Here is a 25,109-nt window from a genome sequence, read left to right on the forward strand (position 1 = left end):
GAGAAGTTAGTAAAAAATCGGTTTATAAATTTCCTCTGTTTGTCTATTAAAGCAAAAGTCAGTCACTTATCCGCTTTTTTTAGTTGCTGTAAACGCTATTTACAGCAAAATCACCTAAAAAAGGTCGTTTTATGAAAGGTTAGTTAAACTCTGATCTGTAAATTTACTCAGGTAGTTAAATCGTGATCCAACATGATTAGGTTAGTTAAAGTCTGATCTGTAATTATGCTTCAATGTTCTAACTTTATTTAAAACAATAAAAAAGGGCCTATTGGCCCTTGAGTAACACTATCTAGTTAGGAATTAAAACTGGTTCATGGTGTTATCTTCACCACCGGCTTTTAGCGCGTTATCACCAGAGAAGTATTCTTTGTGCGTATCGCCCATGTTAGACCCTGCTAGGTCTTGGTGCTTAACAGAAGCTTGCTCGCGGCGAATTTCTTGGCGTTGTACATCACGTACATAAGCCAGCATACCCATATCGCCAAAGTAACCTTCTGATAAGATATCAGTGCTTAGCGCAGCTGTATGGTACGTCGGCAAGGTTATTAAATGATGGAAAATACCGGCTTCACGTGCGCCATCGCGCTGGAAGTTTTGCACTAGTAAATCGGCTGCTTGCGCAAGTTCTGTTGCATCCATTTCTGGTGCCATAAGGCCTTTATTATCAGTAATACTTGGGTAAGCACTAAGGTCACGGCCTGCTTCTTCCCACTCTTGATACACTTGCTCACGAAACTTAAGCGTCCAGTTAAACGAAGGCGAGTTGTTGTATACCAGTTTTGCATTTGGTACGTGTTCTTTTACACGATTTACCAGTTCAGCGATTTGCTTAACATGTGGTTTTTCTGTTTCAATCCACAGTAAATCAGCGCCCGACTGCAAGCTCGTAATACAATCTAGTACTACGCGGTCTTTTTCAGTGCCTTCGCGGAATTGAAATAAACCGTTATCTAGGCGAGTTGGTTTACATAACTGGCCATTAATTTTCATTGCCGTGTCGCCTTCATTTAAGTCATCGACACCGTTAATTGGCGTCGTTTCTAAAAATGCATTGTATTGGCTTGCTAAGTCACCTGGTGTTTGCGACACAGGTACTTTTTGAGTAAGGCTGGCACCTAATGAATCTGTACGTGCCACAATAATACCGTTATCAATACCAAGTTCTAAAAAGGCGTAACGTACTGCGTTAATCTTTGCTAAAAAGTCTTCGTGTGGAACGGTCACTTTACCCGCTTGGTGACCACATTGTTTAGCGTCAGATACTTGGTTTTCTATTTGAATGGCACACGCACCGGCTTCAATCATTTTTTTAGCCAGTAAGTAAGTTGCTTCTTCGTTACCAAAACCTGCGTCAATATCAGCAATAATTGGCACAACATGAGTTTCAAAGTTGTCTATTTTATCAATAACAGCTTGAACATCGCCGCCATTCGCTTTTGCTGCATCTAGGTCGTTAAACAAGTGGTCTAGTTCACGTGCATCAGCTTGCTTTAAAAATGTGTAAATTTCTTCAATTAATGCAGGTACCGATGTTTTTTCGTGCATGCTTTGATCAGGCAGCGGACCAAATGCAGAGCGAAGTGCTGCAACCATCCAGCCACTTAAGTATACATAGCTGCGTTTAGTTGTTTTTTGATGGCGCTTAATAGCCATCATCATTTGTTGGGCAGTAAAGCCATGCCAACACCCTAAAGATTGGGTGTACAGGCTTGTGTCGGCGTCATATGCAGCCATATCTTCACGCATAACGTCTGCTGTGTATTGCGCAATTTCAATCCCTGTACGAAAACGGTTTTGTAAACGCATACGGCTTGCGTATTCAGGGTTAATAGCTTTCCATGCGCTGCCTTGTGATTGGCAAAGAGTAGAGAGTGTGTCTGTTTCGCGTTGATATGTTGTCATAATAAAATCCTTCGAACGAGTGTGTAAATTATTTTAATGTTGTGAGAGTGGCTAGGAGTGTGTGCTCCTTTTCGCTTGATTCAACATTAGGCTCCTTTTCTAGATTTAGTAAATTTATAGTTGTTATTGTGGCTATACATTTTGTGAATGGCTAAAAAGCACTCAACATTGCCTTTTTGAGTTATTGTTGCCTTAACGCACAAGCACACAACAACATCGCGACCGTTTAAGGAAGGCAATTATGTCCCACACTCTCACACATTCAGGACTCAGCGTAGACACACAACTCGCTGATTTTGTTAAAAATCAATTACTACCAGGCACTCACTTAAGTGAGCATCAATTTTGGCAAAGCTTTGCACATATAGTTCAAACACTTACCCCTACAAATAAGGCACTGCTTGAAAAGCGAGAATTGCTTCAACAGCAAATAGATGACTACCATCTTGCTAATAAAACGTGGGATAGCGTTAAGTACCATGCCTTTTTGCAAGATATTGGCTATTTAGTTAAAGAGCCTGCCAACTTTGAAATTGAAACCAAAAATGTAGAACCCGAAGTAGCCCTTACAGCAGGCCCTCAGTTGGTTGTGCCTGTAAGTAACGCACGCTTTGCACTTAATGCCGCTAACGCACGTTGGGGTTCGTTATACGACGCTTTATACGGTACAGATGTGTTAAGCGAAGACGATGGAGCCGAAAAAGGCAATACCTACAATCCTGTTCGTGGTTTTAAGGTAATGGCCTACGCTCGCCAGTTTTTAGATAAAGCATTGCCGTTAACTAATGGCTCGCATATAGAAAGCACTAATTATTCAGTAGTAGATGGCGCACTTTTAATTACGTTACGTGATAGCTCTCAAACCACATTAGCTGACCCATCTCAGATTATTGGTTATCAAGGTGAAGCACAAAACCCAACCGTAGTGTTATTAAAAAACAATGATTTACACATAGAGCTACATATAGATCACCACCACATTATTGGCCAAGCAGATAAAGCAGGCTTAAAAGATGTAGTGTTAGAGGCCGCTCTTACAACCATTATGGATTGTGAAGATTCTGTAGCTGCGGTAGATGCAGAAGATAAAGTACAAGTTTATAAAAATTGGCTTGGTTTGATGCAAGGTAACCTAGTTGAATCGTTTAAAAAAGGCGATAAAACCGTAGAGCGCACTCTGCAAAGTGATAAAACATACACCGCACTCGATGGCGGCACAGTTACTTTAAAAGGCCGTAGCATGATGTTTGTTAGAAACGTTGGCCATTTAATGACGAACCCAGCTATTACCGATGTGTACAATCAACCGGTATTTGAAGGCATTATGGATGCGATGTTTACTGCTACCGCTGCCCTGCACGACCTAAATAAAAAAACAGGTATAAAAAACTCAAGCGCGCAAAGTATTAATATAGTAAAACCAAAAATGCATGGCCCTGAAGAGGTAGCGTTTACTAACACTTTATTTAGCTTAGTAGAGGAAGCGCTAAGCTTACCTAAAAACACGCTTAAAATGGGTATTATGGATGAAGAACGCCGTACTTCTGTAAACCTAAAAGCCTGTATTTATGCAGCTAAAGAGCGTGTTGTATTTATAAATACTGGATTTTTAGACCGCACAGGCGATGAAATTCATACCTCTATGCAAGCGGGCGTTGTGCTTCCAAAAGCACAGATTAAGCAGCAATCATGGATACAAGCTTATGAGGATCGCAACGTCGATATTGGCCTTGCTTGTGGCTTAAGTCATAAAGCACAAATAGGTAAAGGCATGTGGCCAATGCCAGATAAAATGGCATTAATGATGGAGCAAAAACAAGCTCACCCTAAATCAGGCGCTAATACAGCATGGGTGCCCTCCCCTACAGCCGCTACTCTGCATGCAATGCATTATCACGATATAAACGTATTTACCGAGCAGCAAAGTATAGCTAAACGTGCTATTGCGAGCCTTAATGACCTGCTTACACCGCCGCTAATGACAGATGCTAAAACGCTTTCAAAAGAAGATATTCAAAGTGAGCTAGAAAACAACGCACAAGGTATTTTAGGTTACGTTGTACGTTGGATTGATCAAGGCGTTGGTTGCTCAAAAGTACCCGACATTAACCATATCGGGCTAATGGAAGATAGAGCAACACTGCGTATTTCAAGCCAGCATATGGCTAATTGGTTGCTAAATGGCGTGTGTTCACAGGCGCAAATAAAATCAACAATGGCTAAAATGGCCAAAGTAGTTGATGGTCAAAACGAGCACGACACTGCGTATACACCCATGGCAATAAACGAAGAAACCCTTAATAACAGCATTGCGTTTCAAGCTGCACTTGCACTGGTTTTGGAGGGTGTAACACAACCTAGTGGTTACACTGAACCACTACTACATAGCTACCGTATAAAATATAAAGCACAAAAAACGAATACGCTTTAACCGCTTAAGCAAAGTTCAGATTAAGTGCTAAACCAGCTTTTAAGCTGGTTTTTTATCGCCTAAAATTAGAATAACATCACTTTTAAGGCATTTTAAAGGTATATAGATAATACACATGAATATCTAACATTTATTCAAACGTAAAAAAGCGTGTTTTGCATACACAAAACACGCTTTTTAAATCTTTTAGCTAATTAAATCTAATTTTTTACAATAGCATTGTGATAAATATTTTGTACATCGTCACAATCTTCAAGCATATTTATAAATTTATCAAAGTTAGCAATAACTTCTTCGTCTTCAATTTCAATATTAACTTGAGGAATAAACGTAATTTCGTCTACTTCAAAGTTAATGCCTTCAAATGCGTCTTCAAGGGCTGTTTTAGCTTTAAAGTATTCTGTTGGCGGTGCAAATACCGATATTTTACCGTCCTCGGCTTCAACATCGCTAACATCAACATCAGCCATCATTAATGCTTCTAATACTATTTCGTCGTCATCACCCGCAAAGCCAAGTACCGCATAATGATCAAACATATGTGCTACACAGCCAGGAGTACCAATTTTTGAGTCTGTTTTAGTAAATGGCAAACGTACATCTTTAATTGTACGGTTCGGATTGTCAGTTAAACAGTCAACAATAACCATGCAATTACCTGGGCCATAGCCTTCGTAACGGGCAACAGAGTAATCTTCCCCTGCACCACCGGCTGCTTTTTCAATTGCTTTATCGATAACGTGCGCTGGTACTTGGTCTTTTTTAGCTTTTTCGATTAGACGGCGTAGTGTTTGATTTACTTCGGGATCGGGATCGCCACTTTTTGCTGCAACGTAAATCTCTTTACCATACTTTGAGTTTACTTTTGTTTTTGCATTGGCTGTTTTGATCATAGAACTTTGACGAACTACAAATGCTCTGCCCATTTTGTGCCCCTAATGAATACGTTACGTTTTGCGGTATTTTACCAATTCAAAACGTATTGGGCTAGGAACAAACGTTATTTTGTAATTTAAATAACATAGCACTTATTCTTAAATAAATTTAATAGCACCCTATTTAACATAACTCTATTTTTTCAGAATAACTCTCAACTAATGTCACTAATTCAACAAAGTCATGTAAAACGTAATCTGCCTGATCGGCATAAGCAGGCGTTGACTCTGGAGCGTATAAACACGCGCGCATATTTGCATTGTGCGCAGCTTGAATGTCGTAAAGGTAATCGCCTACATAAAGTAAATTTCTTGCGTTAATGTTCCAAAGTGTTGCAATGGCATTTAAAGCGCTGGGATCTGGCTTTGCTGGGGCATCGCTTCGCGTTAAAACTGTGCTGATAGGGAGTGGATTATTTTGTAATTTAATTGCCGCTGCTTTATCAAAATTGCGAGTAACAATCGCCATCGGAATATTTTTAGACTTTAAAGCATGAATAGCTTCACTCACACCAGGTAATATACTGGCATGTTGTGCATCTATTAATTCGTGTTGGTGAACTATATTCATTGCCTCTTCACGCATATACGGTGAGGGCAACTGAGCAATGTAATCAAGTAAGTCCTGCTCGCAAGGGCAACCTATTTGGGCCTTTATTAATGCAAAATCTAATTCTGATGAAACCAATGTTCCATCTAAATCAAAAATCACTCCAAAAATTGCCTCAACCTGAGTAGTCATATCATTCCCTGAATTTAGTTATTACTAAATGAAATTTAAACATAAAATTCTCTACTGCTTATGCCCTAGGCCGGTAAATACAAAGGGATAAATGAAACTAACTATATTTAAATATTAATACGCACCATTATCAATCTATTGATAACAAAGTAATTTAAGTGCTTGATATATCATGCGCAAAAAAAAGTAAATATACAAATTGAACTCACAAATTTTACGTAAATTTACAAATAACAGATCAAACATGAACGCAGTTTAAACGTATGAAGAAAACGCGCACATAAACAACTGCTGTGCGCGTCGGTTGGGGAAGTTTTAAATATTAATTTTGCTCAAAGCGGGCTTCGAGCCAAGTATCATCTTGAGCAAAGTTTAAAGTTTTAATCTTACCTTTGCCCTCAACGTTTACCATATTTACCTGAGATGGCCATAAATCACGAAGTGCGCCATTACTCATTTTAATTCCTTCAATATTTTCAGGAATTGGTGCTTCTTGGTAAACCCAAAAAAACTTACCATCAACTTGTGCCCCAACAAAGCTAAGTGGTAAAGGTTCGCCACTTAACGTTTGTAGAGCAACATGCGATTCAACATACTTAGCAAAACGTTGTTGGTCGGCTTTATTACTAATAATATCAATTTTGCCTTTAAACAATGTTCCTACGGCGTGTTCGGTATCATGTAAATAAAAGCGATGCATTAATTCAACATTATGCGTTCGTTTATTAAAAAGCACGGTTGTAACTGACGACTTTAGTTGATGCGCCATACTTGGCGCAGCAACTAAAAGGCAAACAATAATAAGCAAAAAGCGCATTATTGCTGCTCCTCACCGTCATCCTTTTCGTCTTTCTTCTCATCAGTTTTAAGCTCAGTTTTAATATCTTGCATGATATCGCGACTTACTTTAGCTTTACTCTTTTCCTTTTTAAACACTTCAATACGTGAAGGAATAATACGACGAGGGTAGTTATTGTTTTCAACATCTACGTCAGCTGTTTCCCAGCCTGGGTCAACAGTAACTGATACAAGCGGTTTGTTTTTATCGGTAACAATCAGCTTTTGAACGTTTTTATAATTACGACGCCAAATTTCAGCAGGAATATAGCGCTCTTCTTTAGTGCCATCTTCATATGTTAGCTCTAATAAAATAGGCATTACCAAACCACCAAGGTTTGAAAATTCCATAACGTAATAGTTTTTATCTTCTTCTAAAGCACGCTCAAGCGTTTTACGCTCCCACGGCTCTAAGCCTTTTAAAAACTTATTGTACGAATTACGTTCTTTATTGGTTACAGTAAAACGGTCGTTTTCGTCATAAAAATCGGTAACATCAGAGTTTTTCTCAACCCATGTTTTTTTACCTTGTGCGCGGTTACGCTCAACAAATAATGAAGTAGGTTTGTCTGCTTCAATATCACGTAAACGGCTGTAATCAATATCAGGGTTTTTAGTGTCTAAACGTAGTTGATATACTTTATCTAAAGAGATATCTACATGGTCTGTGGTGTAAAACCAGCCACGCCAAAACCAATCTAAATCAACACCAGAGGCTTCTTCCATTGTACGGAAAAAATCAGCTGGAGTAGGGCGCTTGTATTTCCAGCGCTGAGCATACTCTTTAAATGCAAAGTCGAATAAGTCACGGCCTAAAATTACTTCACGTAAAATATTAAGGGCTGCTGCAGGTTTAGTATAAGCATTAGGGCCTAAGCGTAATACACTGTCTGACTGAGTCATAACAGGTACTTGGTTTTCAGACTTCATGTAGCTCACTATATCGCGAGGCTCAACACCCCAAGGAATAGTAGGATCCCATTCACGACCAGCAACGCCATCTAAAAAGCTATTTAAGCCTTCATCCATCCACGTCCATTGGCGCTCATCTGAGTTAACAATCATTGGAAAGTAAATATGACCCACTTCATGAATAACTACGCCAAGTAAAAAGCGCTTTTCAGCTTGAGAATAAGTACGTGTACCATCATCTTGTAACTTAGTACGTGGGCCGTTAAAGGTAATCATTGGGTATTCCATACCGCCAACAGGGCCATTTACCGATTGCGCAGTTGGGTATGGGTAGTCAAAAGAATACTTAGAGTACACTTCCATTGTGTGTACTACCGCTTCAGTTGAGTACTTCTCCCATAAGTCACCACCTTCTTTAGGGAAGAACGACATTGCCATAACTAAAGGCTGAACGTCACCACCTTGCTGATAACCCTTTGCATCCCACATAAACTTACGAGACGACGCCCAAGCAAAGTCACGTACGTTTTGCGCTTTAAAGTGCCACGTTTTAGTTTTGTCGGTGCCTTCTTTTTCGTTTTCTAGCGCTTCTTCTGCGTTAACAATAAACACAGGACGCTTAGATGTTTCGGCTTGCTTTAAACGTTTGCGCTGAGTACTTGTAAGTACTTTGCTCGCGTTATCAAGTTTACCTGTTGCCGATACAATGTGATCTGCCGGAACAGTAATCTCAACATCGTAATCACCAAACTCAAGCGTAAACTCACCAGAGCCTAAAAACGGCTTGTTTGTCCATGCTTCGTAATCGGTATAAGCCGCTAAACGAGGAAACCACTGAGCAATTAAGAATATGTCGTTGCCGTCTTCTTCAAAGTGCTCGTAACCAGAACGTGCACCCACTGCATCTTCTTCAACAATGTTGAAGGCAAAGTTCATGCTAAATTCGACTTCTTTACCTGGTTTTAACGGCTCGTTTAAATCGATGCGCATTAAGGTATCAACTACAGTTACGCGTAGCTCTTTACCATCTTCATCTTTTACGCCACTGATTGTATAACCCAGTTCGTTGTCGCTCATAAATTGCTGACGACGTAATTCGCCTAAACTTAATTTAGCGGGCTTTTGAGCTGGTAGGCTTTCTAAAGTGCTTTTAAATGTTTTAGTTGTTTCGGCAATAGAGTCACTTTTAAAAATATTTTGATCTAACTGTAACCATAAATATTTAAGCGTATGTGGTGAGTTATTTTTATATTCAATGCTTTGGCTACCGGTAATGCGGTGCTTTTTTTCATCTAGCTTCACATCAATATTGTAATTTACACGTTGCTGCCAGTATTTTTCACCTGGTTCGCCAGCGGCACTACGATATACATTGGGTGTAGGAAGTGCTTCGTCTAATTGACGAAATTTATCAACAAAAGAACCTTTTGTTTGCTCAACCGAAGACGCCATAGCTGCACTAGATATTGCGAACGGCAATACAAAAGCACTTAGCGTAAGACCTATTTTTTTCATTTTTAGTCCTAATATAATTTTGTGAGCGTACTTTGACAAATATACCAGTTAGCTTCAATAAATTAGCGACCAAGTACCGTATTTTTAGGGTGATGTTCACTTAGTTTTTTAGATTGAAAAATACAATTATTTTGTAACAAAATACGAATAGATAAAAACTGTAAAGGGGGTTTACAAAATTGGGTTTTAATAATGGTTTTGATCGGTTAAATACAAAGTTCCAGAACTTAAAAAAATATCATTCATTTTATATATATTGCTAAAAAAGTATTGCTTTGGCATTACCAGGTAAACCATTAATCCTACGTATAAGTATTACTAATTCGCAACAAGTAAAATGGCCTAAAAGCCCTTTCTACTGAACAAAAACACAGTGAAACGAGTAAATAATTGGCTCAAATATTGCCGAACTTCATTAATATTCGCTATTTGTACGATAAATGACAAATAGTGTAATTTTAGGTTGATCTTTAGTGCTGTTTATATTTAAAATCGCCAACCTTTTTATTTGAGGCAAATAAATTCGTCACATTTATCCTCAAATTAATATCGATTACTAGCAAGAAATGCGGTGGGCTTATGGATTTTTACATCCTAAAAAAACAACAAGAACTAATTGCGATTCCAGCAAGTGAGAATAACTGTAAGCAGTATCTCGATTCGGGTTATTTTTATATCGATAAAGTAGCAGCGTGCAACGAAACTAATGCATTAAAGGCGCTACACGCAAAACAAACTAAAACGTTAAAAATTCCATTATTAATGGCACTTTTAGCATTACCGGTTGTTTTTTCAGCTTGGTACAGTTTAACCTAACGTAATGCATGCCTTAGGCTTGCATCTTTAACAGCCTTGGGTATATTGGCGCTCTTACGGTTTTATTAAGAGCGCGACATGAAAGTCCTCCACACCTCAGATTGGCACCTTGGCCAACAATTTTACGAACACGATCGCCGTGTTGAACATCAAGCTTTTTTTACATGGTTATTAGCCACTCTTGTTGAACAAAAAATAGACTTACTTTTAGTTGCTGGCGACATTTATCATACAGCGACTCCAAGTGCTAGCGCCGAAAATCAGCTTTATCAATTTATTAAAGACGCCAAAAAAGCATGCCCATTATTACACGTAGTGATTATTGCGGGTAACCACGACTCTGCAAATCGTATTTTGGCAGCTCAGCCATTACTTGCACAGTTTGATACTCACGTAGTAGGGCGCTTTGATGTCGCAACACCCGACGAAACTGTTATTACCATAAATACCAATGGTAAACGCGCTGTAATCGTCGCTATGCCATTTTTACGCGCAAGTGATGTAAGTTTACTTAGCCAAACCGAAAGCGGCCCTAGTTATGCTCAAGGCGTTTCAAAAGCTTACGAGCTTGCACTAAAGCAAGCTCTTAATGAGAATGAGCAAAACTCACCATTAATAGTTATGGGGCATTTACACGCAAAAGGCGGGGATATCTCAAGTGATTCTGAGCGTAACTTAGTAATAGGTGGTGAAGAGTCTATTTCAGCCAATGTATTTGGTAAACAAGCCAACTACGTTGCCCTTGGGCATTTACACAAAGCGCAACAAGTCGCTAAAAGTGATGTTATTCGCTACAGCGGCACACCTATCCCTATGTCGTTTTCAGAACGTAACTACACGCACCAAGTAAATGTTGTTGAGTTTATTACTGATGAAAAACAACATATTAGTACAACTGTAAACCCCCTTTACATTCCGCGCTCTGCCGATGTAATTATTTTACCAAAAGGGGAGTGTGTACCATTAAGCGAACTATGCGAGCAAATTAAAGCGCTCGACACTGCACAAAATACAATAGCGCCTTATTTACGTGTAAAGCTTAAATCAAGTGATACCGACACCACCTTCAGAGAACAAATAGAACAAGCACTTGAAGGCAAGCATATTAAATTTTGTGGTATTGAACGTGTACGTGAGCAATCAGCGCAAAATGACGACAACACCGTATTTGAAGATTTAAGCGAAGTTGAAATGCTCAACCCACTAAACCTATTAGAACAAGCGTTCGCAAACGATAAAGACATGGCAGGGCAAAGCGTACCCGATGAGCTAAAAGCACTTTTAAGTGACGTGATAAACGAGCTAACGGAGCAAGAACAACTATGAAAATAACCGCTGTTCGTATTCATAATTTAGCCTCAATAGTTGACGCTGAAATAGATTTTACTAAAGCCCCATTAAAAGACGCAGGTCTATTTGCCATCACAGGCGATACTGGCGCTGGTAAAAGTACTTTTTTAGATGCCATTTGTTTAGCCCTTTATACAAAAACAGCGAGGCTGCGCGGTGATAAAGGTAACTTAATTGAGTTTAACGGCGACAGCATTAAGCTTAATGATGCACGAAACTTGCTACGCAGAGGTACATGGGAAGGCTACGCCGAGGTCGACTTTTTAGGACAAGATAAACAGCTTTATCGTGCGCGCTATACAATTGCACGAACCCATAAAAAAGTAACAGGCAAACTTAAAGTAGCAGAGCACACTTTAGTAACCCTGCCAGACGAAACCCTTATAGCTGACAAAAGCCACACAATAAAAGAAGTCGAGAGTAAAATAGGGCTTAACTTTGAGCAGTTCTCCCGTGCCGTACTTTTAGCACAACATGAGTTTGCTGCGTTTTTAAAAGCCACTGGCGATGAGCGAGCGCAACTTTTAGAGTGCTTAACAGGTACCGATAAATTTAGCCGTATTGGCGTGCGTATTTTTGAACGTCATAAAGAGCAAGTAGCAAAGCTTGAAGCGCTTAAAGCAGGCCTTCAAAGCTATACTTTGCTAGCACCAGAAGAACTTGAGCTACAACAAACCAAGTTAACCGATTTAAAAGCGCAAACCGAACACACTAAAAAAGAGCTATCCAAAACCGAAAAAGCACTTAACTGGTATCAGCAAGCTACAGTACTTGAGCAAAACTTACTGCAAGCACAGCAAACCCAGCAACAAGCAAGCTCAGCGCTTGAAAGTATTACCTCACAAAGCGAGCAGGCAAAACAAGCCAAGCAGGCGCTTGAAATAAAAGATAACCGCAGCCGTTTTAATTTGTTAACCGATCAAAATACGGCTTTGGATCAGCAAATAACATCGCTTAAAAGTGTTGATCATTTAGCGGTAATTAACGAGCGTAATACCGCGCTTACTAAGCATACCAAGCTGCTTAATAACGCCAATGAGCAAAAACAAAATGCAGCGCCCGTTATAGCTAAAGCGCGAGAGCTCGACAGCAATATTGCCTTGCAAACTCAAGCTGTAAAAGGTACTGAGTCGCAAATAACCAAAGAGCAATCTCAGTTTGATGAGTTCACACAGCAGCTTAAACAAAGCAATAGCGAGCTTGAACTCGCTAATACCGAATCAACTAAAAGCCAGCAATGGCTTAATGAGCATGCACAGCTGCATGTTTTAGCAAAAGACTGGAACTACTATCAGCAAAGCTTTAATACTTACTTAAATGCACAGCAGCAATTAACCGCAAACCTTGCACAAAGCCAAACTCTTAATAGGGAGCTTGCAAGTCAGAGCGATCTTTTAAATGCGCAAAGTAATAAAGTGCAGCAGTGCGAGGTGGCACTTAGTGGTGAGCAATCAACTTTACAGGCATTAAATACTCAGCTTAATGAGTTTAATGCAGAGCACTGCGACGCGCAGTTAAAAAGTATTGATTACTTAAAAGAGCAGCGCGAGCGTTACGGGCAATTTAACGCAGAACTAAAACAAAGCACTCAACGCCAACAAGTACTTAATCAGCAGTTAAATGAAAGCCAGCAAGCCCATGCTTTACTTAATCAGCATTTAATAACCAGCGAGCAAGCGCTTAAAGGCAGCGAGTACGCACTTAACCAAGCGCGTTTAAGAGCTAGCGAAAACGTAGAACATTTACGCACAGAGCTTCGCCCTAATGAGCCTTGTTTAGTGTGCGGCGCAACGGAGCACCCGTATGCGGTAAATCAAAATCAGCAATTAAATAACTTAATTACTGATTTTGAAAATGCTTTTAATATAGCTAAAAAGCAATTTGACCATGCACAAAGCGAGCTGCATAAGCACCAAACTCAACATGCCGTATTAACTGCTGAACACGGACAACTTGAGCAAATAATACAAACAGCAAAAGCTAAACAGCTCGACATTAAAAATACCATGCAAGGCGCACGCACAGAGCTTAACGACTTAACGCCTGATCAGCTTGAAGTAACTTATAAGCAGTTAACGGAGCAAAAAGCGCAATACTTTGAGCAGCAAAAACGCCAGCGTACACTGCAAACTAAAGTAAATGAGCTACTAGCAGCACTTAAAGCAGAGCAGCAAGTACAGCAGCAACTTAGTAATAAACACCTTGAGTTTACACATCAGCAAAACCAGTTAACGAGTAAGCATAGCGAACTAAGTGCGCAAATTAACGAGCTTGGTACAACGCTCAATAATCAATTTGAAAACAGTGATTTTTGGCAGCAACTACAAGCCAATACGCTTGAACTTAGCGAGCTGAACGAGCAGGTTACGCAGTACCAGCAAACTCAAACGCAGCTTGAGCAAAGCCAAAAACGTCAAGACACGGCTAATGAACAAATAAAGCAGCTTACCCCGCTTTTAAGTAACAACGAGCAATCGTTAAAAGTACTTAATGAAGAGTTTGTAAAAGCTAAAGCGCTATTAAACGCTACGCAAAGTGAGCGCTTAGCTTTATTTAATAACGAGCAAATAAGTGCAGACGACTACCAAGCAAAACTTACAAGTGCGCAAGAGCAAATGCAATCGCAGGTTCAAGCTAGTCAAAAAGCATATGACGACGCGATAAAACAACGAGATGAGCACGCTATAACGCTTAAAAATGTAGAGCAACGCTTACTTGAAAACAGCCAAGAGCTAGCAACGCTTGAGGCACGTTATAACCAGTGGTTTACTGACTTTAAAGCGCAATACAGCAATGCAACGCACGAACAGGTCAAAATTTTACTAACGCTTAGTAGCGAGACTATTAAAGCGCATTTAACTCAGCACGAGCAGTTAACTCAAGCGGTAACAGATGCAAACGCCGCATTAAAACAGCAGCAACTTACGCTTGAAAAACACAACAGTAGCGATAAACCAACGCAAAGTGCAGAGGCTTTAAGTACGCAACTAAGCAGCTTAAACGAGCAACAAACGCAGCTGCAAAATTCATTACTAGCAACTAATACCGCTATTGAGCAACATAACCAAAATGCGAAAGCGCTTGAAGGCAAACAAGCTGAGTTAACTACGCTTAAAACGCAGGTTGAACAATGGCACTTGCTTAATAAAGTATTGGGTGATGCAACGGGTAAAACCATGCGTAACTTAGCGCAAACACAAACGTTAAAAATATTACTGCACTATGCCAACAGCCATTTAAAAACACTCAACAAACGCTACGAATTAACCGCCATAGCGCAAACGCTCGACATTGCGATTATCGACCGCGACATGGCCGACGAGCAACGCTCTGTTAATACACTCTCGGGCGGTGAGTCATTTTTAGTATCGCTCGCGCTTGCACTTGGTTTAGCATCGCTTTCGTCAAACAAAGTACAAATCAATTCTTTGTTTATTGACGAAGGGTTTGGTACGTTAGACAGCGAAACCCTAAGCATTGCAATGGACGCTTTGGATTCTTTGCAAGCACAAGGCAGAAAAGTAGGCGTTATATCGCACGTAACACAAATGAGCGAGCGTGTAGCCACTCAAGTGCATGTAGCCAAAAAGCCAGGTGGATATTCCACAGTTGAAGTTTTATAAGTAACATTACTGAAAACAAGGAGATACAATGCCAACGTTTACAGGCGAGCAAGCAACACAATACGATAGCCGTATAACCCGTTTAGTTCCTGGTTATGAATTATTACATCAGCTCACTAACGCGCAGCTAAAAACAACGCTAAGCGATAATGCGCATATTTTAGTAGTAGGGGCAGGCACAGGCAAAGAAGTGCTTGCACTGGCTGCACTAAACCCTACATGGCAATTTACCGCGCAAGATACATCAGCCGATATGCTTGCTATCGCGAAGCAGCAATTTGATGAGCAAGGCATAGTAAGCCGCGTTAATATTCATAATGGCCCAGTTGATAAATTATCGGTTAAAGCCGATGCCGTTTTATGTTTATTGGTAATGCATTTTGTACAAGATAACGGCGATAAAAAAGAGTTATTAAAAGCGATTAAAGGAAGCCTTAAAAAAGACGCAAACCTTTATATTGCAGATTTAATGCGCCCTGAAACTTCATTTGAGCGCGAAGCCCAGCTTACAACGTGCGCGCAATTGGGTTTAACCGAAACAGGTAAAACACAAACAGGGCACGACTTAGAAAATGAGTTTTACCCGCTTGATAGAATGCGCTTTAGCGAACTGCTAAATGAGTGCAAATTTGGCATTCCGAAGCTGTATTTTAAAGCTCTAGGTTTTAGCGGATATGTAGTTTAAGTTTTACAAGCTAAACAAGCACCCGCTATTTAGCACCAATAAAAACACCGAGTGAACAAACTCGGTGTTTATATATAAACCTCTCTACACCACGCTTTTATTTTATACGTAGGTCGGTTAAGCGAAGCGCCACCCGACGCTCTAATATCCACATCACTCAGATCATTGCTGTGCCAGCAATCCTAACCAATCTCTCCAAGCGCTTTCATTGCAGCTTGTGCTTTATCTGTTTGTACAAAAATATGGTCGTGATAAAACGCAGCTACCACATTAGCACTTATATTATGCTCAGTGAGCTTTGCAGATACTGCAGCAGTTAGCCCAACGGACTCTAAGCTTGAATGTACATTAAGAGTAATTAAATTATATTTACCCTCGTAAGTAATACCTGCTTTATCGGCGGTTTCAGCTTTTAAAATAAGGGTTAGCCCTTCCTCTTCAACATAAGTGGCAAGTGGCTCTAAATGAACATAATCGGCAAGTGAGCCTGCTAAGCAACAAAAAATATACTCGCCTTGCTTAAGCGCTGGCTGCATTGATTTTAATAATTCGTTTAACTCTAAAATTCCGGCCATGGTCGTTCCCTACAATGTGTTATTTAACCTGAACTCTGGTTAAGATATTTACTAACATATTAAATTATTTTGATATTTAAATTTATTTTCTCTAGCCAGAGATTTTCAGTGAAAGCAAGGCGAATTTACGCGTCAATAGCTGGCCTATTGCAAGTAAATTCAACGCAGTTAGCGCTGAAAATAGCTGCTTGAGATAGATTTATTATCCAGAGTTCAGGTTATTTAGTCATTTTTAGCTGCGCGACTAGTTCGCTTAATCTCGCTATTTTTATATTACTTAGCTGCCTGTAATCAAAATATGGGCACACAATTATGTTGTTACTAGTGTCTATTGCAAACTCGTCGTCGAGCCAATCAAATTGTGCATGTAACTCACCTTGTTGTAATAAGTTTTTAGCATGCGTACGCCCAGCAATTATATGTAGCTGGTTTTTATTGCTAGTAGCTTTATTTGCACACGTAATAGTAATGTTGGGCGCGCTAAATAGCAGGGCGGTTTTACTATTTTTTTGCAGTAAATACTCATCGCGATATTGTTGCCAAGTAGGGGCTTGTTTAGCAAATGAATAATGCTCACTTGGCAGGGCAAATAGCACTTTTGCGTACACGTTAAACACCTTACGCCAACCATTACCACAGTGCTGGTTTATGGTATTTATTTGCTCATTTATAACCGGTTCTAGGCATTCGAGTGTTTCAAAAAACGGCATTGGCGGCGCTTTTGCTACGTATACCGCCACGCTAAATTGCGTATCACCTAAGCCAACTAATTGGGTATTCAAGTTAGTTAGCCTTGTTTTGCGCTAAAATACGGTCGAGGTTATTTGCAAAGTTTTGGCGATCGGTTTGGCTAAGTGGCGGTGGCCCACCACTCATTTCTACGCCACTTGAGCGCATGGTATCCATAAAGTCGCGCACGTTAAGTATTGAGCGGATATTCTCGGTGGTATAAAGCTCGCCACGCGGGTTGAGTGCTTGCCCGCCGTTATCAATTACTTCACTTGCTAGCGGAATATCGCCAGTAATAACTAAATCGCCTTTTTCAATACGTTTTACTATTTCGTCGTCGGCTACATCAAACCCCGACGATACTTGAACGCGGCTTATGTATTTTGACGGCGGAATACGCATTGCGTGATTAGCCACTAAAATAGTCTCGATTTTCATACGCTCTGCAGCTCTAAAAAGTATTTCTTTTATAACAACAGGACACGCGTCTGCATCTACCCAAATTTTCATGCTATGGTCATTTTTATTGCTTTAGAATTAATATGATCCTATAGCAAAATTTTTTAATCGGCTAGCAAACTTTATATCCATCTATATTTAGATAATACGTACTATTTATGTAATTTAAAAAGGAGCTTACATGAAGGCTATTAAATACGGTTTACTTATTACAGGGCTATTTTTTCTTAGTGCTTGCACCAGCCCTCCTGAGGGAATAACACCCGTTAAAAACTTTGATATACAAAAATATAAAGGCAAATGGTTTGAAATAGCGCGGCTCAATCACTCATTCGAAGAAGGTATGGAGCAAGTTACCGCTACTTATTCAATTAACGACGACGGCACAGTAAAGGTCCTTAACAAAGGGTATTTAACGGATGATAAAAAATGGGATGACGCCGAAGGCTTGGCCAAGTTTGTTGAGGGCACCGACACCGGACATTTTAAAGTCTCGTTTTTTGGTCCATTTTATGGCGCTTACGTGATTTTTGAACTTGACCAACCCGATTATCAATATGCATTTATAACCAGTTACAACAAAGATTACTTGTGGTTTTTATCGCGTACACCAACGGTTAGCAAAGAGCTTAAAGAACACTTTTTAACTAAAGCTAAAGAGTTGGGCTTTGCTACCGATAAAATAATTTGGGTAAACCAAGAGACTATGTAAAGGGGGTTTACAGTTAGTTATATACGTTTTTAAAGTAGTAATAAAAGAGTAATTTAACTGTAAAGTAACTTAAATATATTATGGTTATATTGTGTGTACTTGCCGTGAGACAGCAAGTATTAGAAACACTGAATATCCCCTATTGTTGGCAAGCTATATAGCTTGCCATTTTTTTTCCTAATATATGGGAAAATAACGGATCACGTTTTTACTAACTAAGGCTAGTTTAACGCTAAAAACAACCCACTTAGTACAACTAACACGCTATTTAAAACACTAAACCACTTTACGTAGCCTACTAAAAAATTATAAAAAACCATTATAATTAAGACACTTAGGCTCATAAAACCGCAAAATAGTAATGTTCCATATCCACCTTGAGTAACTATACAAAGCACCAAGCTTAGTAAAATACTGATCCAAGCTGCTAATAGCAGCTTTTTACGTTGGGATTCTGTAGGGCGTTTTTTAAATACATCTTTAAAATGATTATACTTAGCCAGCGCAAAACAGTTAAAACTGAGCAGGCATAGGCTGAACCCAAGTAAATCAATCATGGTTTTTGCCTTTTAAGGTTATTAGATTGACTAGGGCTGATTATTTTTGAGTTGTTTTTAGCAGTACGTAATTTTTCGGTTTGTATAAAAAATAATATACTAAATAACAAAAACAGTGCATCAAAAGTAAATAAAGCCCACTGTTTGTGCATCAAATAGCTAACTATATTACCGTTAGTTGTAAGTGCATTAATAACCGGTACGCTTAAACATGCAACAGCATTTATAGCTGCCATAACTCGCCATTGCAGTGTGTCGCGCTTTATAAGTGCTAAAAGAGCAACTGCTAGCCATGTTAAAAAGAACGCGAGTATTTCTTTATCGGCGCGCTCTGCGGTAGTTGGGCTAAGTAGTCTGTTAGCAATAAAAAATGCACACGTTGCCAGTGGAAGTCCCATAATAGTGGCTAGGTTTAACCCTTCAACTAGTTTTAAACCAAACGAAGGTTTAACGTTATTTTTAGTTCGCTCGCGAATTCGCTTAGCCCACATAATACAGCCAGAGCCAATCATTACACAGCCTGCAATACCGCCTAATACGTATAACCAGCGCAACAACCACGTAGCTAAACGCCCCGTATGCATTGAATTAAGCGACTCGTAAAGCGCTTTGCTGCTAGTTAGTTCGTCATCAGTTTTAGCGACCATTTGCCCTGTAGCACCACTAAATATTAAGCGTGGTGCTTGGTCACGTAGTGCTTTACCTGCGCTTACCAATACGGTAATTGTTGAAGCAGCCATATTTGGTTGGTTAACTTGTACGCGAGTAATATCTGCATGAGGCCACTTAGTATAAACCTGATCCAAAATGCTTTGAATCGGCACCATTGACGATTCGCCTTGGGCTTTATCGGTTATGGTGTTGCGAGGGGTTACATCGTTAAAAAAGCCACGCATGCCATTATCGTAAATTGTTTGAGCAGGATAGGGAAACAACATAAATATGAGGGTAATCATGCCCGTGTAAGTAATCATTAAATGAAAAGGCAGGGCAAGCACAGAGCTTAAATTGTGGGCATCTAACCATGTACGGCTACCTTTATTACGTCTAAAACTAAACATATCTTTAAAAATACGCTTATGAATAACCACACCCGATATAATAGCAATCAGCATAAACAAGCTAGCAAAACATACAATCCAGCGTGCTGTTATTGCATCCATATAGTGTAGGTCAAAATGCAAACGATAAAAAAAGTTACCGCCTTTAGTATCTACAAAGGGCTCAAGCTCTTGCATGGTATTAGGATTTAGCTGTGTGTTTTGAAACTGACTGCGGCGCTGGCCAGGTTCTTTTGGCTTTGCATAACCATAAATTAAATAGGGAGTACGCGGCTCAGACAGAGTAATACGCCAGTTTGGTGAGCTAGCTCCATGGTTAGCTAAGTAATCAAACCCTGTAATTATTTGTTGTTTTTGCGCTTCTATACGCTGTGTTTGGGCTTGCACATTATGAATGGCTGGTTGATTCCACAACGTTATTTCGTCTCTAAAAAAGCTAAGAGTCCCTGCAAAAAATATTAAATATAATAACCAACAAACGAGTAACCCTACCCAAGTGTGTAACCAAGTCATCGATCTAAAAAAGCTATCTTTCATACCCAACCCTTTAGTAATACAAGCAATCCGATAAACGCACCTGTACTTAGTAAAATACTGATCCACACTTTTCTTAATGATTTAACGCTAAAGGCATAAATAAATACTACGGCATAAATTAAAATGCTGATTGAAACACTAAACAGTACAGCGTCTTGCTTAGCTATTGGCAATACAAAACTTAATAACGCAGTACTTGCAGAGGTAAAGGCATAGCCACCAATTATGGCAATAAAAAAACGTAAAAATACCAAAACTCGATAACTGCTTACGCTTTTTACTATAAGCGCAATTACGTTAACCTTATCGAATGGCGCACTGTGCAAAGGTGCCTGCATAGTTAATTAATCCCTTTATTTAAAGCTGAGGATAAAACAAAGGCGCTATTATATATGTTACAAATACAAAAGATAGCTATTCTCATTTACGGCGACTAACTTTTAGTAAATTATCCTTCTTACTTAACCTGAACCTTAGTTAACAGGTTTTATACGTATTGAATTATGGTGATATTTAAATTTATTTTCTCTAGCGCTGAAAATAGCTGCTCGAGATAGATTTATTATCCAGAGTTCAGGTTACTTAGTAAAATACTGATCTGTTATTGTTTAATGATATTGCACAGGCTGCATGTAAAGCTTAAGGTTAATAAACTGAGTAAAAATAAAGAGTGAAATAACGATGAGCGATCACGAAAAACTAAATTACGTAGAGTTTCCTGCATGCGACTTACCCGCAACTAAGGCCTTTTTTAGTCATGTATTTAATTGGCAGTTTACTGACTACGGCCCAGAATACACGGCGTTTAGTGGGCAGGGGTTAGATGGTGGGATTTTTCAGGCTCCATTAAAATCACTAACTCAGCATGGGGCAGCATTACTTATTTTTTATAGCGACGACATACACGCAACCTTTAAAAAAGTAGAGACATTTGGCGGAGTAATATTAAAACCTATTTTTGAGTTTCCTGGCGGTTGTCGGTTTCACTTTACAGAACCAAGTGGTAACGAATTTGCGGTATGGGCGAAAGAACACTAGGTACAATAAGGGCTGTAGGGCATTTAGACTTAAAGATCAGGATTTTACTAACTAATCGCCATTTTAGATAAAATAAACCGATTTTTTACCAACTCATTTATCCTAAATGGCCATTTAGGATAAAAGTTAAGCATTTAAGGCCAAATAAACATGAATAGTCACCAATTAATAGACCAAGTTAGTAAATGCGTGATCTGTGATCCTCATTTACCTTTAGGGGCTCGACCTGTAATACAATTTAACCCAAACGCACGTATTTTAATCGCGGGCCAAGCACCGGGTATAAAAGTTCACGAAACAGGCGTGCCGTTTAACGATGCAAGCGGAAACCGCCTACGAGAATGGCTTGGGCTAACAAGGGACGAATTTTACGATGCTAATAATATAGCAATTTTACCTATGGGCTTTTGCTACCCGGGTAGGGGTAAGTCGGGTGATTTACCACCGAGAAAAGAATGTGCCCCAGCATGGCGCGAGCAATTATTGGCTGCACTACCAAATATTGAGCTGACAATAGTATTAGGTAAATACGCGCAGGCGTATCATTTACCGGAGACTAAAAAAATGCCACTTACGGAGTTAGTAAAATCGTGGCGTGAGTATTGGCCAAATTATTTAGTGCTTCCACATCCCAGTCCGCGTAATAATATATGGCTTAAAAAGAATCCATGGTTTGAGCAAGATGTACTTCCAGAACTGGGTAAACGCATTGCGACTATTTTAAATAAGTAATGCCTCTAGCATTAGGATTTATTGTAAAGGGGCGTTACAGTTAACTTAAAAATTAACACTCCAATTAAAAACAATAACAAACGAGGCTGTCTAATTTGAATGCATCTATATTAACTGAAGTAATACTTCCGCTCGCTCTTGCACTTATTATGTTTGGTATGGGTCTTGGGCTCACAACAAACGATTTTACTCGTCTATTTAAAAACCCGCTTGCCATTGTTATGGGTTTAATAGGCCAACTTGTAGCAATGCCTTTATTAGCATTAGGGCTGTGTTATTTACTTAACCTACCAACGCCTATCGCTATTGGTTTAATGATATTAGCTGCCTGCCCAGGCGGTACTATGTCAAATGTAGTAAGCCAGCTTGCTAAAGCTAATTTAGCGCTTTCGGTAAGTTTAACCGCTGCCTCTACCGCAATTAGTATAATAACCACACCGTTTATTATTGGCTTTGCTATGAGTCAGTTTGCCCCAGCAGACGATGCTACTTTCTCTATTTTAACTACTTCATTAGGGCTATTTTTTATTACCTTAGTGCCAGTTGCTATAGGCATTTGGTTACGTCACTTTAAAAGTGATTTTGCCATTAAAGCAGAGCCGTTTTTTAGACGCTTCTCGTTGTTTTTTATGCTTATGATGATTGCCGCACTAGTAATAAAAGAGCGCGATTTATTAGTTAGCTCATTTAACGATGTATTTTTGGCGTGCATAGCACTTAATATTGGTTCAATGGTTGTTGGTTGGTTAATAGCTAAGTGTTCAAAATTAAATTTAACTGATTCGCTGACGCTTTCAATTGAGGTTGGAATTCAAAATGCATCGTTAGCTATTTTAATTGCTATTAGCTTTTTGAATAAACCAGAATACGCGGTTACCGGTGGCGTGTATGGACTTGCTATGTTTATAGGGCCACTGCTATTAATTGGCGGGTTAAAGCTTAAAAATAAACGTACCGCTAGAGCTGTTAACTAGGACTTTTAATTAGGGCATGTTGACCAAGTTAGCTTAATTTAAGGCTACGTATAACGTAGCCGTAAACTCTAGTCTAAAAATACCACCAGGTAAATGTATGCTCTGCACCCATCGCGTCAACAAGTTGTAGGCTCACAAAAGACTCTCAAGCTTGAATATTGCACTAGGCGCTGAGCTTGTTTGCGCGAGGAGTGAAGCTTCTAATTACTAAGGCGCATTTTAGGATGGGATAAGAGTATAAGTAATACGGTGAAAAACAGCGCCTCAAATATGAGGCGCTACTTTAAAACTTACTATTTGGTTTGCATGTTTTTAGCGCGTTCTTCTGCATCTATTAATGCTTGCGATTTAGGCGCGCGTTTTTTCTCTTCTATTTTGGGCTTTTCAGCCGAGTCAGGATCCCAGCTTGAGTCTAACGATAAGTTAGCAAATGGATTGTTACTGTCTGCTTTTTTAGGCTCAATTACTGGCTCATCAACTAGCGGTGTTGTTTGTGCTTGCTCAGGTATCGCGTCTTCTTTTTTAGGCATCGGCTTTTCACCAGGTAATGGTGCATCTGGGTTAAATGTACGCACCTCTGGTTCTTTAAAGTCTTGCTCGGTTGTATACGTAGTCGATTGAGCGTCAGATATTTGCTCTGGAGCGTGTAAATCTATAACCGGCTCACTCGCTGTTACTGGCTCAGGAGTAGTAATAACCGGCTCTACAGTGTTATGTTCGGCTTCTATTGGCGCAGGCCCCGTTACTTGCGCTGTATAGTGCTTACGTTGTTTTTTTACTGGCTTTGCATCTGGGTCAAAGTCGCGTACCTCTGGCTCATTAAAGCTGCTGGCATTTTTAATGCGCTCTAAGGTTGTTTTAGCGGCGGCTTCAAACTCGGCGGTATTAGGTTCAGGTTTTTGTTTTACTTCGTTAAACGTAGCGGTACTTGTTTGCTCTAAAGTATCTGCTGGCTCCATTTGTGCAGACTCAATTTCACTTGTTTGCGATGGAGTAACTACGTTATTTTGTTCATCTGAGATCTGCGTTGTTGTATGTTCAATATCAGTATTTTGCGCTGTGTTAGTAGGTTCCACTGACTCTTCATTTGTCGCTACGCTGCTCTCAACTGCTTTATTATTTTGAGTTGCTTCGTTAATGACGACAGGCTCAATCTCTGGCTCTTTTGTTGTTTGTGCAGGCTTTGTTGCTTTAATTTCAGGTTTAGCTGGCGTAGCAATTTTTTCTGATTTAACTTCAGGTGGAGCCGCTATAGTCGGTTCTGCCATCGCTTTGCTTTGTTTTGCACGGCGCAAGCGCACGACTACCATAGCGCCAATAAGTACCACTATAACAAGTATTAAAGTGGGTAAAAGTAACGAGCTTGGGCTTTGTGCTACAGGTTGCGGCGCAATTACAGGCACTGGTTTAGTTAACACAGGTGCTGATTTTAAAGGTACAGGCTTTTCAGACGCAGGTTGAACGCTTTGCTCTGGCGTTGCCGGTTTTACTTGCTCTATCACAGCTTCGTTTTTTTGCTCTGTAACTACTTGCTCGGGTGCTGCTTTTGTTGGCTCTGCATCAATTACTATTTCGTTACTGTTGGTATTTAGCTGATCGTTTATTTGTTGTTTTTGATCATTAGTTAAATTAAGGGTTTGCTCGTTGATGCTTTCTTTAACAGCTTCTTCAGTAGGTTTAATTACAGGGGCAGGTTCAACAATTTTAGGTTGTGGCTGAGTAATAATAGTCGGCTCAGGCTCTATTATTTGGGGCTTAGGTTGTGCTTGAATTTCTTTTGGCTTATTACAGTTATTTTTGTAATCACGCGCAGCTTTACGATATTTTTGACTCGCTTTCTTATTACTATTTTGCTGCATTTCTTGTTTAATTAAAATGCACATAGCTTCGTTGTATGCAGCACTTTGCGCACTATAAAATAAGGCAAAGCAAAGGGTAAATCTAATTAGTTTTGATATCATGAAGTTATGCGCGCTTAAATATT

General features: G+C 39.6%; 21 protein-coding genes. 9 read left to right on the forward strand and 12 right to left on the reverse strand.

Annotated elements, in window-relative coordinates; all coding sequences use genetic code 11:
* Positions 1-303: 303 nt before the first annotated feature.
* Positions 304-1,905, reverse strand: a complete 1,602-nt coding sequence (locus tag GQR54_RS10045; protein ID WP_010552885.1) for an isocitrate lyase — start codon at positions 1,903-1,905, stop codon at positions 304-306.
* 241 nt (positions 1,906-2,146) lie between these two features.
* On the opposite strand from GQR54_RS10045, the gene GQR54_RS10050 reads away from it, so the two are divergent.
* Complete coding sequence (locus GQR54_RS10050; RefSeq protein ID WP_166377517.1) at positions 2,147-4,336, forward strand: malate synthase G; 2,190 nt, start codon at positions 2,147-2,149, stop codon at positions 4,334-4,336.
* A gap of 200 nt (positions 4,337-4,536) precedes the next feature.
* Here the strand turns inward: GQR54_RS10050 and GQR54_RS10055 are convergent, their stop codons facing one another.
* The 4 genes from GQR54_RS10055 to GQR54_RS10070 form a co-directional block, all read right to left on the reverse strand.
* Positions 4,537-5,262 carry a YebC/PmpR family DNA-binding transcriptional regulator gene (locus GQR54_RS10055; RefSeq protein WP_024591562.1) on the reverse strand — a complete coding sequence of 242 codons (726 nt, stop codon included), beginning with the start codon at positions 5,260-5,262 and terminating at the stop codon, positions 4,537-4,539.
* A 133-nt stretch (positions 5,263-5,395) separates the two neighbouring features.
* A complete protein-coding gene (locus tag GQR54_RS10060; RefSeq protein WP_007583617.1) occupies positions 5,396-6,013 on the reverse strand; it encodes an HAD family hydrolase in 618 nt (205 codons plus the stop codon).
* 322 nt (positions 6,014-6,335) lie between these two features.
* Complete coding sequence (locus tag GQR54_RS10065) at positions 6,336-6,830, reverse strand: DUF6702 family protein (protein WP_024609288.1); 495 nt, start codon at positions 6,828-6,830, stop codon at positions 6,336-6,338.
* Complete coding sequence (locus tag GQR54_RS10070) at positions 6,830-9,277, reverse strand: M1 family metallopeptidase (protein WP_166377518.1); 2,448 nt, start codon at positions 9,275-9,277, stop codon at positions 6,830-6,832. The genes GQR54_RS10065 and GQR54_RS10070 overlap by 1 nt, the downstream gene beginning before the upstream one ends.
* A gap of 579 nt (positions 9,278-9,856) precedes the next feature.
* Here GQR54_RS10070 and GQR54_RS10075 point away from each other — a divergent pair.
* The 4 genes from GQR54_RS10075 (at position 9,857) to GQR54_RS10090 (ending at position 15,751) form a co-directional block, all read left to right on the forward strand.
* Complete coding sequence (locus GQR54_RS10075) at positions 9,857-10,093, forward strand: hypothetical protein (protein WP_002959190.1); 237 nt, start codon at positions 9,857-9,859, stop codon at positions 10,091-10,093.
* Positions 10,094-10,171: 78 nt separating this feature from the next.
* A complete protein-coding gene (locus GQR54_RS10080) occupies positions 10,172-11,419 on the forward strand; it encodes an exonuclease SbcCD subunit D C-terminal domain-containing protein (protein ID WP_166377519.1) in 1,248 nt (415 codons plus the stop codon).
* On the forward strand, positions 11,416-15,066 hold the full coding sequence (locus GQR54_RS10085) for an SbcC/MukB-like Walker B domain-containing protein (RefSeq protein WP_166377520.1): 3,651 nt from the start codon (positions 11,416-11,418) through the stop codon (positions 15,064-15,066). The genes GQR54_RS10080 and GQR54_RS10085 overlap by 4 nt, the downstream gene beginning before the upstream one ends.
* A gap of 28 nt (positions 15,067-15,094) precedes the next feature.
* Positions 15,095-15,751 (forward strand): class I SAM-dependent methyltransferase, encoded by a 657-nt coding sequence (locus tag GQR54_RS10090; RefSeq protein WP_166377521.1) that lies wholly within the window; start codon positions 15,095-15,097, stop codon positions 15,749-15,751.
* Positions 15,752-15,933: 182 nt separating this feature from the next.
* Here GQR54_RS10090 and GQR54_RS10095 read toward each other — a convergent pair whose 3' ends face one another.
* The 3 genes from GQR54_RS10095 to GQR54_RS10105 form a co-directional block, all read right to left on the reverse strand.
* A complete protein-coding gene (locus GQR54_RS10095; RefSeq protein WP_166377522.1) occupies positions 15,934-16,326 on the reverse strand; it encodes an ACT domain-containing protein in 393 nt (130 codons plus the stop codon).
* A gap of 218 nt (positions 16,327-16,544) precedes the next feature.
* Complete coding sequence (locus tag GQR54_RS10100) at positions 16,545-17,108, reverse strand: hypothetical protein (protein WP_166377523.1); 564 nt, start codon at positions 17,106-17,108, stop codon at positions 16,545-16,547.
* A 1-nt stretch (position 17,109) separates the two neighbouring features.
* A complete protein-coding gene (locus tag GQR54_RS10105; protein ID WP_007376692.1) occupies positions 17,110-17,565 on the reverse strand; it encodes a YaiI/YqxD family protein in 456 nt (151 codons plus the stop codon).
* A 130-nt stretch (positions 17,566-17,695) separates the two neighbouring features.
* Here GQR54_RS10105 and GQR54_RS10110 point away from each other — a divergent pair, with 130 nt between their 5' ends.
* Positions 17,696-18,226: a lipocalin family protein gene (locus tag GQR54_RS10110; protein WP_166377524.1), complete on the forward strand. Its 531-nt coding sequence runs from the start codon at positions 17,696-17,698 to the stop codon at positions 18,224-18,226.
* A gap of 221 nt (positions 18,227-18,447) precedes the next feature.
* Here GQR54_RS10110 and GQR54_RS10115 read toward each other — a convergent pair whose 3' ends face one another.
* From GQR54_RS10115 to GQR54_RS10125, 3 genes are read right to left on the reverse strand one after another with little or no spacing between them, the layout of a single operon-like run.
* Positions 18,448-18,783 carry a DUF3325 domain-containing protein gene (locus GQR54_RS10115; RefSeq protein WP_007583595.1) on the reverse strand — a complete coding sequence of 112 codons (336 nt, stop codon included), beginning with the start codon at positions 18,781-18,783 and terminating at the stop codon, positions 18,448-18,450.
* Positions 18,780-20,381, reverse strand: coding sequence for a PepSY-associated TM helix domain-containing protein (locus tag GQR54_RS10120; protein ID WP_166377525.1), 1,602 nt, complete (start codon positions 20,379-20,381; stop codon positions 18,780-18,782). Before GQR54_RS10120 ends, GQR54_RS10115 begins: the two co-directional genes overlap by 4 nt.
* The gene (locus GQR54_RS10125) at positions 20,378-20,719 is read right to left on the reverse strand and encodes a hypothetical protein (protein ID WP_007583591.1); all 342 of its coding nucleotides are present in this window, start codon (positions 20,717-20,719) and stop codon (positions 20,378-20,380) included. The genes GQR54_RS10120 and GQR54_RS10125 overlap by 4 nt, the downstream gene beginning before the upstream one ends.
* A 343-nt stretch (positions 20,720-21,062) precedes the next feature.
* On the opposite strand from GQR54_RS10125, the gene GQR54_RS10130 reads away from it, so the two are divergent.
* The 3 genes from GQR54_RS10130 to GQR54_RS10140 all read left to right on the forward strand — a co-directional run bounded on the left by GQR54_RS10130 (position 21,063) and on the right by GQR54_RS10140 (position 23,125).
* Entirely contained in the window at positions 21,063-21,419 is a 357-nt protein-coding gene (locus GQR54_RS10130; RefSeq protein WP_007583589.1) for a VOC family protein, read from the forward strand.
* A gap of 150 nt (positions 21,420-21,569) precedes the next feature.
* Positions 21,570-22,151, forward strand: coding sequence for a uracil-DNA glycosylase family protein (locus tag GQR54_RS10135; RefSeq protein WP_024591552.1), 582 nt, complete (start codon positions 21,570-21,572; stop codon positions 22,149-22,151).
* A gap of 95 nt (positions 22,152-22,246) precedes the next feature.
* Positions 22,247-23,125, forward strand: a complete 879-nt coding sequence (locus tag GQR54_RS10140) for a bile acid:sodium symporter family protein (protein ID WP_166377526.1) — start codon at positions 22,247-22,249, stop codon at positions 23,123-23,125.
* A gap of 293 nt (positions 23,126-23,418) precedes the next feature.
* Here the strand turns inward: GQR54_RS10140 and GQR54_RS10145 are convergent, their stop codons facing one another.
* On the reverse strand, positions 23,419-25,086 hold the full coding sequence (locus tag GQR54_RS10145) for a cell surface protein (RefSeq protein WP_166377527.1): 1,668 nt from the start codon (positions 25,084-25,086) through the stop codon (positions 23,419-23,421).
* Positions 25,087-25,109: the final 23 nt, after the last annotated feature.

The organism is Pseudoalteromonas sp. Z9A4, assembly GCF_011378845.1.
Classification (GTDB): domain Bacteria; phylum Pseudomonadota; class Gammaproteobacteria; order Enterobacterales; family Alteromonadaceae; genus Pseudoalteromonas; species Pseudoalteromonas arctica.

What these genes read in the sequence shown, in the direction of transcription:
- GQR54_RS10045 (WP_010552885.1), bottom strand. Translation starts at nt 1,905, where the DNA reads ATGACAACATATCAACGCGAAACAGACACACTCTCTACTCTTTGCCAA.
- GQR54_RS10050 (WP_166377517.1), top strand. Translation starts at nt 2,147, where the DNA reads ATGTCCCACACTCTCACACATTCAGGACTCAGCGTAGACACACAACTC.
- GQR54_RS10055 (WP_024591562.1), bottom strand. Translation starts at nt 5,262, where the DNA reads ATGGGCAGAGCATTTGTAGTTCGTCAAAGTTCTATGATCAAAACAGCC.
- GQR54_RS10060 (WP_007583617.1), bottom strand. Translation starts at nt 6,013, where the DNA reads ATGACTACTCAGGTTGAGGCAATTTTTGGAGTGATTTTTGATTTAGAT.
- GQR54_RS10065 (WP_024609288.1), bottom strand. Translation starts at nt 6,830, where the DNA reads ATGCGCTTTTTGCTTATTATTGTTTGCCTTTTAGTTGCTGCGCCAAGT.
- GQR54_RS10070 (WP_166377518.1), bottom strand. Translation starts at nt 9,277, where the DNA reads ATGAAAAAAATAGGTCTTACGCTAAGTGCTTTTGTATTGCCGTTCGCA.
- GQR54_RS10075 (WP_002959190.1), top strand. Translation starts at nt 9,857, where the DNA reads ATGGATTTTTACATCCTAAAAAAACAACAAGAACTAATTGCGATTCCA.
- GQR54_RS10080 (WP_166377519.1), top strand. Translation starts at nt 10,172, where the DNA reads ATGAAAGTCCTCCACACCTCAGATTGGCACCTTGGCCAACAATTTTAC.
- GQR54_RS10085 (WP_166377520.1), top strand. Translation starts at nt 11,416, where the DNA reads ATGAAAATAACCGCTGTTCGTATTCATAATTTAGCCTCAATAGTTGAC.
- GQR54_RS10090 (WP_166377521.1), top strand. Translation starts at nt 15,095, where the DNA reads ATGCCAACGTTTACAGGCGAGCAAGCAACACAATACGATAGCCGTATA.
- GQR54_RS10095 (WP_166377522.1), bottom strand. Translation starts at nt 16,326, where the DNA reads ATGGCCGGAATTTTAGAGTTAAACGAATTATTAAAATCAATGCAGCCA.
- GQR54_RS10105 (WP_007376692.1), bottom strand. Translation starts at nt 17,565, where the DNA reads ATGAAAATTTGGGTAGATGCAGACGCGTGTCCTGTTGTTATAAAAGAA.
- GQR54_RS10110 (WP_166377524.1), top strand. Translation starts at nt 17,696, where the DNA reads ATGAAGGCTATTAAATACGGTTTACTTATTACAGGGCTATTTTTTCTT.
- GQR54_RS10115 (WP_007583595.1), bottom strand. Translation starts at nt 18,783, where the DNA reads ATGATTGATTTACTTGGGTTCAGCCTATGCCTGCTCAGTTTTAACTGT.
- GQR54_RS10120 (WP_166377525.1), bottom strand. Translation starts at nt 20,381, where the DNA reads ATGAAAGATAGCTTTTTTAGATCGATGACTTGGTTACACACTTGGGTA.
- GQR54_RS10125 (WP_007583591.1), bottom strand. Translation starts at nt 20,719, where the DNA reads ATGCAGGCACCTTTGCACAGTGCGCCATTCGATAAGGTTAACGTAATT.
- GQR54_RS10130 (WP_007583589.1), top strand. Translation starts at nt 21,063, where the DNA reads ATGAGCGATCACGAAAAACTAAATTACGTAGAGTTTCCTGCATGCGAC.
- GQR54_RS10135 (WP_024591552.1), top strand. Translation starts at nt 21,570, where the DNA reads ATGAATAGTCACCAATTAATAGACCAAGTTAGTAAATGCGTGATCTGT.
- GQR54_RS10145 (WP_166377527.1), bottom strand. Translation starts at nt 25,086, where the DNA reads ATGATATCAAAACTAATTAGATTTACCCTTTGCTTTGCCTTATTTTAT.